Below are 13,226 nucleotides of genomic sequence, written 5' to 3'. Positions count from 1 at the left end.
CCTTGAATATTTCCAGGATTTCCCGTCTGGCGTTGGCACTCGCCTTTGGCGTGACTTTATCCGCTTGCAGTTCAACACCACCGGATCAGCAACCTTCTGAGCAGGTTGCTCCGGGCACCGCTTCCCGTCCGATCCTGTCAGCGGCTGAAGCGAAGAACTTCACCCGTGCGCACTATTTCTCGGCTATGGATCCCAATGCAGCCCCGTGGACGCCTTCTTCTATTAACCTGCCGAAACAGCCAGACTTCGTTGTCGGCCCGGCCGGGGCAGAGGGCGTTACACACACCTCTATTCAGGCAGCCGTTGATGCCGCAATTACCAAACACAGCGCATCTCGTCAGTACATTGCCATCCTGCCGGGTGAATACGAAGGAACCGTTTATGTTCCGGCGGCACCGGGAAGCATTACGCTTTACGGCCTGGGCGAAAAAGCGGTCGACGTAAAAATTGGCCTGGCGATTGATTCAGAGATCGACAGCACCACCTGGCGCCATCTGGTGAACCCGGCCGGTAAATACATGCCAGGTAAACCGGCGTGGTATATGTTTGATAACTGCCAGCGCAAGCGTGCCGCCACCATTGGCGTGATGTGTTCGGCGGTATTCTGGTCACAGAACAATGGCCTGCAATTGCAGAACCTGACCATTCAGAACACCCTGGGCGACAGCGTTGACGCAGGTAATCATCAGGCCGTGGCGCTGCGTAGCGATGGCGACAAGGTACAGATTAACAACGTCAATATCCTGGGCCGCCAGAACACCTTCTTCGTGACCAACAGCGGCGTGCAGAATACCCTTCAGAACAACCGTCTGACGCGTACTCTGGTCACCAACAGCTACATTGAAGGCGACGTGGATATGGTCTCCGGCCGCGGCGCGGTGGTATTTGATAACACCGACTTCCGCGTGGTGAATTCACGTACGCAGCAGGAAGGTTACGTCTTTGCACCGGCCACGCAGTCTAACCTGTTCTATGGCTTCCTGGCCGTGAATAGCCGCTTTACTGCTGCTGGCGATGGCGTGGCGCAGCTTGGTCGCTCTCTGGACGTGGACTCCGCCACTAACGGCCAGGTCGTGATCCGCGACAGCGTGATTAACGAAGGCTTTAACATGGCGAAACCGTGGGCGGATGCGGCGATCTCGAAACGTCCTTTCTCCGGCAACACCGGCACGATGGATGATAAAGACAACGTGCAGCGTAACCTGAACGACGCTAACTTTAACCGCATGTGGGAATACAACAACCGCGGTCTGGGTAGCAAAGTGGTTGCTGAGCCGAAGCAGTAAAATGCCTGCTGCCGGGTGGCGGCTGCGCCTTACCCGGCCTACCTCATGCATTAACCGCGCATAAAAAAACCTCGCATTTGCGAGGTTTTTTTTCGTCTACGGATCAATGAGCGTTAATCACAACCCACATCGGCCCTTGTCCGACCGCATAGCGTCCTTTCTCTTCCAGTAGACCCTGCACGCCCTGGATTTCATAGAGCGCAATGTGGTGGGATTTCTGCCCCGCCGCAATCAGGTATTTGCCGCTGTGATCGACATTAAAGCCGCGCGGCTGGGTTTCTGTCGGCTGGAAGCCTTCAACTGCCAGAACGCTGCCGTCTTCAGAGACGCTGAAGATGGTGATCAGACTGGAGGTACGGTCACAGGCATACAGGTGACGGCCATCCGGCGTAATGTGAATGTCTGCCGCCCAGCGTGTGTCGGAGAAATCAGATGGCATCATGTCCAGCGTCTGTACGCACTCGATCTGCCCGTTAGGATCGTTCAGCTCCCACACGTCTACCGAGCTGTTCAGCTCGTTAACGACATAGGCATACTGCTGATTCGGGTGGAAGACCATGTGGCGCGGGCCTGCGCCTTCCACGGTGGTGACTTCCGCCGGGCTCTGCGCGACCAGATGGCCGTCATCGCTCAGGGTGAACAGGCAGATGCGGTCCTGCTTAAGCGCTGGCACCCACAGCGTGCGGTTATCCGGCGAAATGTTGGCGGAGTGGCAACCTTCTAGCCCTTCTACCACGTCGACGGTTTCAACGGGAATACCGTCTTCCAGGCGGGTGACGCTCACGCAGCCTGCATTGTAGGAGCCGCTGAAGATAAAGTTGCCTTTATGGTCAGTGGAAATATGGGTCGGGCTGCCCGGCAGCGGGGCTTCTGCGGTATAGGTCAGCGCGCCGTCATCCGGGGAGATACGGTATGCCAGTACGCGGAATTCCGGGCGTACGCCGACATAAAGAAAACGTTTATCCGGGCTGACGACCATCGGCTGCACCTGGCCTGGCACATCAACAACCTGAACCAGCGTAAGCGAACCTTCTGTATTCAAACGCCAGACATGGATCTGCTGACTTTCAGGACTGGCGGTATAAACGGTTTGTTTCATGAATACTCCTGATTATTTTTAACGGTGAATGCTGAATTGTAGTCCGGGATTTTGCAGGGTTTCGCTCTCGGTGTACCATCCCGACAGACCTTAAATTCAACATTAACCCGGAAGAAAAAATGACCTCGCGAGTGATTGCCCTGGATTTAGACGGAACACTGCTTACCCCTCAGAAAACCCTGCTCCCCTCTTCTCTTGAGGCCCTCAAACGAGCCCAGGAAGCGGGGTATCAACTTCTCATCGTAACGGGTCGACATCACGTAGCCATTCATCCTTTTTATCAGGCACTGGGCTTAGATACACCTGCAATTTGTTGTAATGGCACCTATTTGTATGATTATCAGGCAAAAAAGGTTTTAGCCTCCGATCCGCTTCCCGTTACGCAGGCGCTGCAATTGATTGATTTACTGGATGAGCATGCCATTCACGGCCTGATGTATGTGGACAACGCCATGGTGTATGAACGCCCAACCGGCCATGTGATCCGCACCAGCAACTGGGCTCTGTCTCTGCCGGAAGCGCAGCGTCCGGTGTTCACTCAGGTTTCCTCCCTGCGCCAGGCGGCGGAAGACGTCGACGCAATCTGGAAATTTGCCCTGACCGATGAAGACACCGCCAAACTGAATACCTTCGCAAAACATGTCGAGCATACGCTGGGTCTGGAATGTGAATGGTCCTGGCACGATCAGGTGGATATCGCCCGCAAAGGCAACAGCAAAGGAAAGCGTCTGACCCAGTTCGTCGAATCGCAGGGCGGATCAATGCAGGACGTAATTGCCTTCGGCGATAACTATAACGACATCAGCATGCTGGAAGCGTCCGGAACGGGCGTGGCGATGGGTAATGCCGATGACGCGGTGAAAGCGCGCGCTGACGTGGTGATTGGCGATAACACCACCGACAGCATCGCGCAGTATATTTATACCCACCTGCTGTAATCAGGCGGTTATGGAAACGCTCTTGATTTGCGCGTAAAGCCACAGGCCAGGCTTGATGCCCAGCTCATCCCTGGCCCACGGGCTGATGCGCGCCCACAGCGTTCTGTTGCCTACTTCCAGCTGCACTTCCACCTGGCCATTATCATCAAAACACTGCGCCACTTTTGCGCGCAAAATATTGCGGATACTGGTTTGCAGCGGCGGTTGCAGGACCAGGGAGACATCCGACGCCTGAATGCGGATCCGTAACGTGGACTGAATCGGGGTATCGATTTTATTCACCCACAAATGCTGATCGCCCAGCGCCAGCGCGGTCATCGCGTAGTGCGGATGGTGCTCCAGCACGCTCACCTTCAGAATGCTGCTCTGCTGCTCCTTTGGCAGCCATGGATGCATAACGCTGCTGCCCCACACCTCCTCCAGATTGCCGAATGCCTTCACCCTGCCCGCTTCCAGCACCAGCACTTTGTCGGCCAGATGTAAAATCTCATCCAGCGAATGGCTGACGTAGAGCATTGGCACATTGATTTCCCGCGCCAGACGTTGCAGATACGGCAGCAGCTCGCGCTTGCGCGGAATATCCAGCGAGGCCAGCGGCTCATCCAGCAGCAACAGTTCCGGCGCGGTTAACAGGGCGCGGCCAATCGCCACGCGCTGTTTTTCACCACCCGACAGCGACGACGGCAGACGATCCAGCAGCGGTTCGATGCCCAGCAGCGCCACTAGCTTATCGAACTGTCCGGCCATGTTTTTTGCCATGCCGTAACGCAGGTTCCCGCGAACGCTGTAGTGCGGAAACAGGCGCGCATCCTGAAACACATAGCCGATACGGCGTTTGTCCGGTGACAGGCAGACCTTCTTCTCCGCGTCATTCAAGACGCGGTTATTTAACACAATACGGCCAGACTGGGGACGCGTCAGGCCGCTAATCGCATTAATCAGCGACGTTTTCCCCGCCCCGGACACGCCAAAAATGGCGGTGATACCGCTGGCAGGCAGCGTTTCGTTCAGCGTCAGGGTGTGGCTGCCCAGGGTTTGCGTAAAGTTGAGTTCCAGCATCACGATTTCCCCATCCGTTCACGGCTGAGGCGCGCCAGCCACTCAGACACCAGCAGCGAGACCAGAGCGAGCACAATCGAAATAATACACAGCCGGGCCGCCGCACCTTCGCCGCCCGGGGTCTGAATCAGGGTATACATGGCCGACGGGATGGTCCGCGTCTCGCCGGGAATGTTCGACACAAAGGTGATGGTCGCGCCAAACTCACCCAACGAGCGGGCGAAGGCTAACACCGTACCGACGATAATGCCCGGTAACGTGAGCGGAAGCGTAATGGTCAGGAATACCCGCCAGCGGCCTGCGCCCAGCGTGCGGGCGGCCTGTTCTAACCGGATATCCACCCCTTCCAGCGCCAGGCGGATAGCGCGCACCATCAGCGGGAAGGACATTACTGCCGCGGCCAGAACCGCGCCGCGCCAGCTGAAAGCAAAGGTCAGTCCGAACCAGTCGTACAGCCATTCGCCGATAAAACCGCGCCGCCCCATGGAGATCAGCAGCAGATATCCGACCACCACAGGCGGTAAGACAAGCGGAAGATGGAGAACACTGTCGAGCAGGGCTTTGCCTGGAAACTTCACGCGAACCAGTAACCAGGCAAAGAACACCCCAAAGGGCAAACTCAGCGCAACCGCCAGGGAAGAGACTTTCAGGCTCAGCAGCACGGCCTGCCATTCAGGTTCGGTCAATATCATTCGTGAGTCGTAAATCCGTAACGTTTAAAGATCGCGGACGCTTCCGGCCCCTTCAGGTAGTCAACAAAGGCCGTCACGGTCGCATTTTTATGTCCATCAACTATCGCCACAGGATATTCTACTTTCTTATGCGAGTCTTCCGGGAAGGTGCCCACCACCTTCACACCTTTACTGGCGACGGCATCGGAGCCGTAAACGATCCCGAGTGGTGCTTCGTTACGCTCCACCAGCGCCAGCGCGCCACGCACATCTTCTGCGGGAGCCAGCTTCGGCGATAAGGTCTCCCATGCACCCAGTTTTTGTAGCGCTTCTTTCGCATAAATCCCGGCAGGAACATGCTCCGGATCGCCTACCGCCAGACGGCCACCGTTGAGCAGACGGGTCCAGTCCGTCTGTTTGTTGATGGCGATGTCGTCCTGCTTGCTGTTTGTGGGCGCGACCACCACCAGGCTATTTCCCAGCAGCGTTTCGCGGGTAGCCGTATCAACAGATTTTTTCTCCACCGCGTAATCCATCCATTTCTGATCGGCAGAGATGAACAGATCCGCGGGTGCCCCCGCTTCAATCTGGCGGGCCAGCGTGGACGAGGAGGCAAACGACGAGACCACCTCGACGTTTTTCTCTTTTTTGTATACCGCAGCAATATCCTGCATCGCGTTAGTCAGCGACGCCGCCGCAAAGACCGTGATTTTTCCTTCATCCGCCAGTGCGTGGGCGGTGAGTGAGAGAGTCAGCGTTGCCCCTGCGAAAAGGCGTACCCATGAACGTGCCATTTGAAGCTCCTGTGCGTGTCGTTATATACAAATAAATATAACGACATATCGCAGGCGTTCCTAGCGCTAAATCGTACCCATTAATGCGTAAACTCAAGGAACGTTGTAAAAGATATCGGCGGGAAAGGAATAAACTTGAGAGCAAAACGCCCGGGCTGGCCGGGCGTTTTGGAGGAAATCATTGCTGCTTTTTAGGCTGGTCACGACGATGACCAATGTTCGAAAAGACATTGAACACTTCACCCAGGCCGTAGATGGCACCGAGGATGATAGCCATCACTACTGGCACCATGATTACCGCGAATACCAGACTTTTCAACAACTCTAACATGGTTTTCTCCAGATCTTGTGAACGGCTTATTCTACCCTGAAAAGTAAGAAAAACATCCCCTTTTGTGCGGTGCGCTTTCCGCCCCCGGGCATTTGGGTCACAATAGCCTTTTTACCGGGACACTGTTATGCAGGCCGAAATTCTCCTCACCCTACGACTTCAGCAGAAGCTTTTCGCCGATCCGCGACGCATCGCCCTGTTAAAACAAATAGAACAAACTGGCTCGATTAGCCAGGGAGCCAAAAACGCCGGCATAAGCTATAAAAGCGCCTGGGATGCGATTAACGACATGAACACCCTGAGCGAACACACGCTGGTTGAGCGCGCCACCGGCGGGAAAGGCGGCGGCGGCGCCGTGTTGACGCGTTACGGGCAACGTCTGATCCAGCTCTACGATTTACTGGCGCAGATCCAGCAAAAAGCATTTGATGTGCTGAGCGATGACGACAACCTGCCGCTTGACAGCCTGCTGGGCGCCATCTCCCGTTTCTCTTTGCAGACCAGCGCCCGCAACCAGTGGTTTGGTACGGTGACGGGGCGCGATCATTCGCAGGTGCAGGAGCATATAGAGATCCTGCTCGCGGACGGTACGACGCGTCTGAAAGCCGCCATCACCGCGCAAAGTGGTCAACGCCTTGGGCTGAACGAAGGTCAGGAGGTGCTGGTATTACTCAAAGCGCCCTGGATCAGCATCGCACTCAACCCTGAGCAGGCCGCAGAGGCCGACAACCAGCTACGCGGGTGTATCAGCCACATCGAGCGCGGCGCAGAACAATGTGAAGTGCTGATGACCCTGCCGGATGGACAGTTGCTCTGCGCCACCGTTCCGGTGAACGACGCGACCGAATTAGACGAAGGTGCTGTGGTGACCGCATATTTCAATGCAGACAGGGTAATTATCGCCACATTGTGCTAAGCGCATTGACAACCCTGCTTACACTGAGTATCCCTGACATCTGTTGCTGCAAAAAATGGGATAACACATGTCATCATTGCATATTTCGCAAGGCACGTTTCGTCTTAGCGATACCCGTACCTTATCGCTGCCAGAGTTAACCCTTCGCGCCGGAGAAAGCTGGGCGTTTGTGGGCACGAATGGCAGCGGAAAATCCGCGCTGGCCCGCGCTCTGGCAGGCGAATTAACCCAACTGAAGGGTGAACGTCGGTGCACTTTTACCCGGGTGACGCGCCTTTCCTTCGAACAGCTGCAAAAGCTGGTCAGCGATGAGTGGCAGCGTAACAATACCGATTTGCTCAGCCCCGGCGAAGAAGATACTGGCCGCACGACGGCGGAAATTATCCAGGATGAGATAAAAGATCCTGCCCGCTGTCAGCAGCTGGCGGAGCAATTTGGCATTACCGCCCTGCTTAATCGCCGCTTTAAATACCTTTCAACCGGTGAAACGCGCAAAACGCTGCTGTGTCAGGCGCTGATGAGCGAGCCGGAACTCCTGATCCTGGATGAACCGTTTGACGGACTGGATGTGCAGTCCCGCGCGCAGCTGGCAGCGTTGCTGGCGTCGCTTAACCAGCAGGGATACACGCTTGTGCTGGTTCTTAACCGCTTTGATGAGATTCCGGATTTCGTACAGTATGCGGGCGTGCTGGCGGACTGTAGCCTGACCGAAACCGGCGAGAAAGCCGTACTGCTTCGGCAGGCGCTGATTGCGCAGCTGGCGCACAGCGAGAAACTGGACGGTATTGCCCTGCCGGAGCCGGATGCGCCTTCAGCACGCCACGGGCTGGACCCTGACCAGCCGCGCATTGTGCTGCGCGATGGGGTGGTTGCTTACGACGATCGCCCTATTCTTAATCACCTCAGCTGGACGGTTAATCCTGGTGAGCACTGGCAGATCGTCGGCCCCAACGGAGCGGGTAAATCCACGCTGCTGAGCCTGATCACCGGGGATCACCCGCAGGGATACAGCAACGATCTCACCCTGTTCGGCCGTCGCCGCGGCAGCGGGGAAACCATCTGGGATATCAAAAAGCACATCGGCTATGTCAGCAGCAGCCTGCATCTGGACTACCGGGTGAGCACCACGGTGCGAAACGTGATCCTCTCTGGCTTCTTCGACTCCATTGGTATTTATCAGGCGGTATCCGACAAGCAGCACAAGCTGGCGCAGCAGTGGCTGGATATTCTGGGTATGGACAACCGGGTCGCCGATGCGCCATTTCACAGCCTGTCGTGGGGGCAGCAGCGGCTGGCATTGATCGTCCGCGCGCTGGTCAAGCACCCTACGCTGCTGATTCTTGACGAACCGTTGCAGGGGCTGGATCCGCTCAACCGTCAGCTGATCCGCCGCTTTGTGGATGTCCTGATTAGCGAAGGTGAAACCCAGCTGCTGTTTGTGTCCCACCATGCTGAAGATGCCCCGTCCTGCATCACCCATCGGCTGGAATTTGTCCCTGACGGCGAGCAATACCGCTACCTGCTGAGCAAAATCGATTAACGCATGGAGGGCGCTGCCCTCCGCTTTTCAGACAACCTGCAACAATACATCTCTATCTCTTTGATCTACAATGCACTCAGTCTGTGAAAAAGCGCGTGTGAAAACCAGTGTAAACGATACCACTATTTTATCCCATGTCACACTTTTCGCGTCTCTGATATGCTATGGTTAATTCATCCCATAAGCCTAATGGAGCGAAATATGCGAGTTCTGGTAACAGGTGGTAGCGGTTACATAGGAAGTCATACCTGTGTGCAACTGCTGCAAAGCGGCCACGATGTCGTCATTCTTGATAACCTGTGCAACAGTAAGCGCAGCGTGCTGCCGGTCATTGAACGCCTTTCGGGTAAACAGCCGACTTTCGTGGAAGGCGACATCCGCAATGAAGCATTGATGACTGAAATCCTTCACGATCACGCGATTGATACCGTTATCCACTTCGCGGGCCTGAAAGCGGTTGGCGAATCGGTGGCAAAACCGCTTGAGTACTATGACAACAACGTTAACGGTACCCTGCGTCTGATCTCCGCCATGCGAGCGGCCAACGTTAAAAATTTTATCTTCAGCTCCTCCGCGACCGTCTACGGCGATCAGCCCAAAATTCCTTACGTTGAGAGCTTCCCTACCGGTACGCCGCAAAGCCCGTATGGCAAAAGCAAGCTGATGGTAGAGCAGATCCTGACCGACCTGCAAAAAGCCCAGCCTGAGTGGAGCATCGCGTTGCTGCGCTACTTCAACCCGGTCGGCGCGCATCCGTCAGGTGATATGGGCGAAGATCCGCAGGGCATTCCTAATAACCTGATGCCGTATATCGCGCAGGTTGCCGTAGGGCGCCGCGATTCCCTGGCGATTTTTGGTAACGATTATCCCACCGAAGATGGCACCGGCGTGCGCGATTACATTCACGTCATGGATCTGGCCGACGGCCACGTGGCGGCGATGCAGCAGCTGGCTGATAAACCGGGCGTGCATATTTACAACCTCGGCGCCGGGATCGGCAGCAGCGTGCTGGACGTGGTGAATGCCTTCAGTAAAGCCTGCGGCAAGCCGGTGAAGTATCACTTCGCTCCCCGCCGGGATGGCGACCTCCCGGCTTACTGGGCCGATGCCACCAAAGCGGATAAAGAGCTTAACTGGCGTGTCACCCGCACGCTTGATGAAATGGCACAGGATACCTGGCACTGGCAGTCGCGCCATCCGCAAGGCTATCCGGATTAAGGATTTGTCATGACGCAATTCAATCCCGTCGATCACCCGCATCGTCGTTTTAACCCGCTCAGCGGGCAATGGATTTTAGTTTCACCGCATCGCGCCAAGCGCCCCTGGCAGGGGGCGCAAGAGACGCCGGCTAAACAGACCCTGCCTCAGCATGATCCGGACTGTTTCCTCTGCCCGGGCAATACGCGCGTGACGGGCGATAAAAACCCGGACTACCAAGGCACCTTCGTTTTTACTAACGACTTTGCCGCGCTGATGACCGATACGCCGGACGCGCCGGAAAGCCATGACCCGCTGATGCGCTGCGAAAGCGCCCGCGGCACCAGCCGCGTGATCTGCTTCTCGCCCGATCACAGCAAAACGCTGCCGGAGCTGAGCGTGGAGGCGCTGAAAGAGGTGGTCAGCACCTGGCAGGCGCAAACCGCAGAGCTGGGGCAGAGCTATCCCTGGGTGCAGGTGTTCGAAAACAAAGGCGCGGCGATGGGCTGCTCCAACCCGCATCCGCACGGTCAGATCTGGGCGAACAGCTTCCTGCCGAATGAAGCCGAGCGTGAGGACCGACTGCAAAAAGCGTATTTCACCCAGAACGGTTCGCCGATGCTGGTGGATTACACCCAGCGTGAGCTGGCGGATGGCAGCCGTACCGTGGTGGAAACCGAGCACTGGCTTGCGGTAGTCCCTTACTGGGCGGCGTGGCCGTTTGAGACGCTGCTGCTGCCGAAAGCCCATGTTCAGCGCATTACCGAACTCAGCGACGCCCAGCGTGACGACCTAGCGCTGGCGCTGAAAAAACTGACCAGCCGCTACGACAACCTCTTCCAGTGCTCCTTCCCCTACTCCATGGGCTGGCACGGCGCGCCGTTTAACGGCGAAGAGAATCAACACTGGCAGTTACATGCACACTTCTACCCGCCGCTGCTGCGTTCTGCGACGGTACGTAAATTCATGGTGGGCTATGAAATGCTGGCGGAAACCCAGCGCGACCTGACGGCGGAACAGGCGGCAGAACGTCTGCGTGCCGTTAGCGACGTCCATTACCGCGAATCAGGAGTCTAAAAATGAGTCTGAAAGATAAAACACAATCCCTGTTTGCTGAAAAATTTGGCTACCCTGCCACCCATGTTATCCAGGCGCCTGGCCGCGTTAATCTGATCGGCGAGCACACCGACTATAACGACGGTTTTGTCCTGCCGTGTGCCATCGACTACCAGACGGTGATCAGCTGCGCGAAACGCGACGATCGTCATGTGCGAGTGATCGCCGCGGATTACGGCAACGAAATTGACGAATTTTCCCTCGATGCGCCGATCGTGACCCACGACAGCCAGCAGTGGTCGAACTATGTTCGCGGCGTGGTGAAGCACCTGCAAAAGCGTAACAAGAATTTCGGCGGGTCCGATCTGGTGATCAGCGGCAACGTGCCGCAGGGGGCGGGATTAAGCTCTTCCGCATCGCTGGAAGTGGCGGTCGGCACCGTGTTCCAGCAGCTTTATCATCTGCCGCTGGACGGGGCCCAGATCGCCCTCAACGGTCAGGAAGCGGAAAACCAGTTCGTGGGCTGCAACTGCGGCATTATGGATCAGCTGATTTCCGCGCTGGGCAAGAAAGAACACGCTTTGCTGATTGACTGCCGCTCGCTCGGGACCAAAGCGGTTCCGCTGCCCAAAGGTGCGGCTGTGGTGATCATCAACAGCAACTTCAAACGCACCCTGGTGGGCAGCGAGTACAACACCCGTCGCGAACAGTGCGAAACCGGCGCGCGCTTCTTCCAGCAGCCAGCCCTGCGTGATGTCTCACTTGATGAATTTAACAAGGTTGCCCACGAGCTGGATCCGGTTGTCACGAAGCGCGTGCGCCATATACTGACGGAAAATGCCCGTACCGTAGAAGCCGCCTCCGCGCTGGCGAAAGGTGACCTGAAACGGATGGGCGAGCTGATGGCCGAATCGCATGCCTCCATGCGTGACGATTTCGAAATCACCGTGCCGCAAATAGACACCCTGGTTGAAATTGTGAAAGCCACGATTGGCGACAAAGGCGGCGTGCGTATGACCGGCGGTGGATTCGGCGGGTGCGTCGTCGCCCTGGTGCCGGAAGAGCTGGTCCCTGCCATTCAGGACGCGGTGGCTAAACAGTACGAAGCCAAAACGGGCATCAAAGAAACTTTCTATGTCTGCAAAGCATCACAAGGAGCCGGACAGTGCTAAACGAAACACCGACACTCGCACCGGATGGTCTGCCGTATCGCCTGTTAACCCTGCGCAACAGCGCCGGGATGGTGGTTACGCTGATGGACTGGGGCGCAACGTTACTTTCTGCCCGCGTACCGATGCCTGACGGCAGCGTGCGCGAAACCCTGCTCGGCTGCGCATCGCCGGAGCAGTATATCGAGCAGACTGCTTTTCTGGGCGCATCCATAGGCCGCTACGCTAACCGCATCGCCAGAAGCCAATTTACGCTGGACGGCGTAACGCATTCCCTGCTTGCCAGCCAGGGCGAAAATCAGCTGCACGGCGGCCCGGAAGGGTTTGATAAACGTCGCTGGAAGATTGTGCAGCAAAATGACGGTGAGGTCTGGTTCTCTCTGGACTCCCTCGATGGAGACCAGGGCTTCCCGGGCAATCTCACCGCAACCGCGCGCTTCACCCTGACCGAAGATAATCGCATCGCCATTGAGTATCGCGCGACCGTCGATAAGCCGTGCCCGGTCAACCTGACTAACCATGCCTATTTCAACCTTGACGGTAATCAGACCGATGTCCGCAGCCACAAACTCCAGATCCTGGCGGATGAGTATCTGCCGGTCGATGAGATGGGTATCCCTTATCAGGGGCTGAAACCGGTAAGCGGGAATAGCTTTGATTTCCGTCAGCCGAAAACCATTGCTCAGGATTTCCTGAGTGATGACGATCAGCGCAAGGTGAAAGGCTACGACCACGCGTTCCTGTTGCAGGCAAAAGGCGATCTTTCTCAACCTGCCGCACAGGTCTGGTCTGCTGATGAGAAGTTACAGATGACGGTCTACACCACCGCCCCCGCCCTACAGTTCTACTCCGGTAACTATCTGGAGGGTACCACGGCGCGTGAACATGACGCCTACGGCGCCTGGCAAGGACTGGCGCTGGAGAGCGAGTTCCTTCCGGACACGCCTAACCATCCTGAATGGCCGCAGCCGGACTGCGTGCTACGTCCGGGTGAAGAGTACGTAAGCGTCACCGAGTATCATTTCATTCCGCGCGCTTAATGTCCGGCGGCGCACGGGCCTACGAATATAGGCCTGATAAGCGAAGCGCCATCCGGCAAAAAAGACTGGCCCTCATCGCGAGGGCTTTTTTATCTCCGCCTTGCTGAAAATAGCGGCGATCGCAGACAAA

At 56.7% G+C, this 13,226-nt stretch carries 13 protein-coding genes; 8 read left to right on the top strand and 5 right to left on the bottom strand.

Annotated features, from left to right (window positions below):
* Nucleotides 1-2: 2 nt before the first annotated feature.
* Nucleotides 3-1,286 (top strand): putative acyl-CoA thioester hydrolase, encoded by a 1,284-nt coding sequence (locus RS584_RS06620; protein ID WP_045343747.1) that lies wholly within the window; start codon nucleotides 3-5, stop codon nucleotides 1,284-1,286.
* A gap of 103 nt (nucleotides 1,287-1,389) precedes the next feature.
* Here the strand turns inward: RS584_RS06620 and pgl are convergent, their stop codons facing one another.
* Complete coding sequence (pgl, locus tag RS584_RS06615) at nucleotides 1,390-2,385, bottom strand: 6-phosphogluconolactonase (protein WP_015571095.1); 996 nt, start codon at nucleotides 2,383-2,385, stop codon at nucleotides 1,390-1,392.
* Nucleotides 2,386-2,504: 119 nt separating this feature from the next.
* Between pgl and RS584_RS06610 the strand changes: the two genes are divergently transcribed.
* The gene (locus RS584_RS06610; RefSeq protein WP_017384949.1) at nucleotides 2,505-3,323 is read left to right on the top strand and encodes a pyridoxal phosphatase; all 819 of its coding nucleotides are present in this window, start codon (nucleotides 2,505-2,507) and stop codon (nucleotides 3,321-3,323) included.
* On the opposite strand, the gene modC is transcribed toward RS584_RS06610, so the two are convergent.
* From modC to RS584_RS06590, 4 genes are all read right to left on the bottom strand, one after another.
* Nucleotides 3,324-4,382 (bottom strand): molybdenum ABC transporter ATP-binding protein ModC, encoded by a 1,059-nt coding sequence (gene modC / locus RS584_RS06605; protein WP_017694124.1) that lies wholly within the window; start codon nucleotides 4,380-4,382, stop codon nucleotides 3,324-3,326.
* Nucleotides 4,382-5,074, bottom strand: coding sequence for a molybdate ABC transporter permease subunit (gene modB, locus RS584_RS06600; protein WP_003858545.1), 693 nt, complete (start codon nucleotides 5,072-5,074; stop codon nucleotides 4,382-4,384). Before modB ends, modC begins: the two co-directional genes overlap by 1 nt.
* Nucleotides 5,071-5,847: a molybdate ABC transporter substrate-binding protein gene (gene modA, locus RS584_RS06595; protein WP_017384951.1), complete on the bottom strand. Its 777-nt coding sequence runs from the start codon at nucleotides 5,845-5,847 to the stop codon at nucleotides 5,071-5,073. The genes modB and modA overlap by 4 nt, the downstream gene beginning before the upstream one ends.
* A 178-nt stretch (nucleotides 5,848-6,025) precedes the next feature.
* Nucleotides 6,026-6,178 carry an AcrZ family multidrug efflux pump-associated protein gene (locus RS584_RS06590; RefSeq protein WP_003858549.1) on the bottom strand — a complete coding sequence of 51 codons (153 nt, stop codon included), beginning with the start codon at nucleotides 6,176-6,178 and terminating at the stop codon, nucleotides 6,026-6,028.
* A 127-nt stretch (nucleotides 6,179-6,305) separates the two neighbouring features.
* On the opposite strand from RS584_RS06590, the gene modE reads away from it, so the two are divergent.
* The 6 genes from modE to galM all read left to right on the top strand — a co-directional run bounded on the left by modE (nucleotide 6,306) and on the right by galM (nucleotide 13,096).
* On the top strand, nucleotides 6,306-7,094 hold the full coding sequence (gene modE / locus RS584_RS06585) for a molybdenum-dependent transcriptional regulator (RefSeq protein WP_045337861.1): 789 nt from the start codon (nucleotides 6,306-6,308) through the stop codon (nucleotides 7,092-7,094).
* A gap of 67 nt (nucleotides 7,095-7,161) precedes the next feature.
* Complete coding sequence (modF, locus tag RS584_RS06580) at nucleotides 7,162-8,634, top strand: molybdate ABC transporter ATP-binding protein ModF (RefSeq protein ID WP_315749126.1); 1,473 nt, start codon at nucleotides 7,162-7,164, stop codon at nucleotides 8,632-8,634.
* 201 nt (nucleotides 8,635-8,835) lie between these two features.
* The gene (galE, locus tag RS584_RS06575) at nucleotides 8,836-9,852 is read left to right on the top strand and encodes a UDP-glucose 4-epimerase GalE (RefSeq protein ID WP_315749125.1); all 1,017 of its coding nucleotides are present in this window, start codon (nucleotides 8,836-8,838) and stop codon (nucleotides 9,850-9,852) included.
* A 9-nt stretch (nucleotides 9,853-9,861) separates the two neighbouring features.
* Complete coding sequence (gene galT / locus RS584_RS06570; protein ID WP_017694127.1) at nucleotides 9,862-10,908, top strand: galactose-1-phosphate uridylyltransferase; 1,047 nt, start codon at nucleotides 9,862-9,864, stop codon at nucleotides 10,906-10,908.
* Nucleotides 10,909-10,910: 2 nt separating this feature from the next.
* Nucleotides 10,911-12,059, top strand: coding sequence for a galactokinase (gene galK, locus RS584_RS06565; RefSeq protein ID WP_315749124.1), 1,149 nt, complete (start codon nucleotides 10,911-10,913; stop codon nucleotides 12,057-12,059).
* A complete protein-coding gene (gene galM, locus RS584_RS06560) occupies nucleotides 12,053-13,096 on the top strand; it encodes a galactose-1-epimerase (protein ID WP_315749123.1) in 1,044 nt (347 codons plus the stop codon). The genes galK and galM overlap by 7 nt, the downstream gene beginning before the upstream one ends.
* The last annotated feature ends 130 nt before the right edge of the window (nucleotides 13,097-13,226 follow it).

Origin of the sequence: Enterobacter sp. DTU_2021_1002640_1_SI_PRY_ASU_LCPMC_013, from assembly GCF_032389435.1 — a bacterium.
Taxonomy (GTDB): domain Bacteria; phylum Pseudomonadota; class Gammaproteobacteria; order Enterobacterales; family Enterobacteriaceae; genus Enterobacter; species Enterobacter hormaechei_C.
The sequence above is the reverse complement of the archived record's forward strand: the minus strand, read 5'-3'. Positions and strand labels throughout refer to the sequence as shown.

What these genes read in the sequence shown, in the direction of transcription:
- galK (WP_315749124.1), top strand. Translation starts at nt 10,911, where the DNA reads ATGAGTCTGAAAGATAAAACACAATCCCTGTTTGCTGAAAAATTTGGC.
- modB (WP_003858545.1), bottom strand. Translation starts at nt 5,074, where the DNA reads ATGATATTGACCGAACCTGAATGGCAGGCCGTGCTGCTGAGCCTGAAA.
- pgl (WP_015571095.1), bottom strand. Translation starts at nt 2,385, where the DNA reads ATGAAACAAACCGTTTATACCGCCAGTCCTGAAAGTCAGCAGATCCAT.
- RS584_RS06590 (WP_003858549.1), bottom strand. Translation starts at nt 6,178, where the DNA reads ATGTTAGAGTTGTTGAAAAGTCTGGTATTCGCGGTAATCATGGTGCCA.
- modF (WP_315749126.1), top strand. Translation starts at nt 7,162, where the DNA reads ATGTCATCATTGCATATTTCGCAAGGCACGTTTCGTCTTAGCGATACC.
- modA (WP_017384951.1), bottom strand. Translation starts at nt 5,847, where the DNA reads ATGGCACGTTCATGGGTACGCCTTTTCGCAGGGGCAACGCTGACTCTC.
- RS584_RS06610 (WP_017384949.1), top strand. Translation starts at nt 2,505, where the DNA reads ATGACCTCGCGAGTGATTGCCCTGGATTTAGACGGAACACTGCTTACC.
- modC (WP_017694124.1), bottom strand. Translation starts at nt 4,382, where the DNA reads ATGCTGGAACTCAACTTTACGCAAACCCTGGGCAGCCACACCCTGACG.
- galE (WP_315749125.1), top strand. Translation starts at nt 8,836, where the DNA reads ATGCGAGTTCTGGTAACAGGTGGTAGCGGTTACATAGGAAGTCATACC.
- modE (WP_045337861.1), top strand. Translation starts at nt 6,306, where the DNA reads ATGCAGGCCGAAATTCTCCTCACCCTACGACTTCAGCAGAAGCTTTTC.
- galT (WP_017694127.1), top strand. Translation starts at nt 9,862, where the DNA reads ATGACGCAATTCAATCCCGTCGATCACCCGCATCGTCGTTTTAACCCG.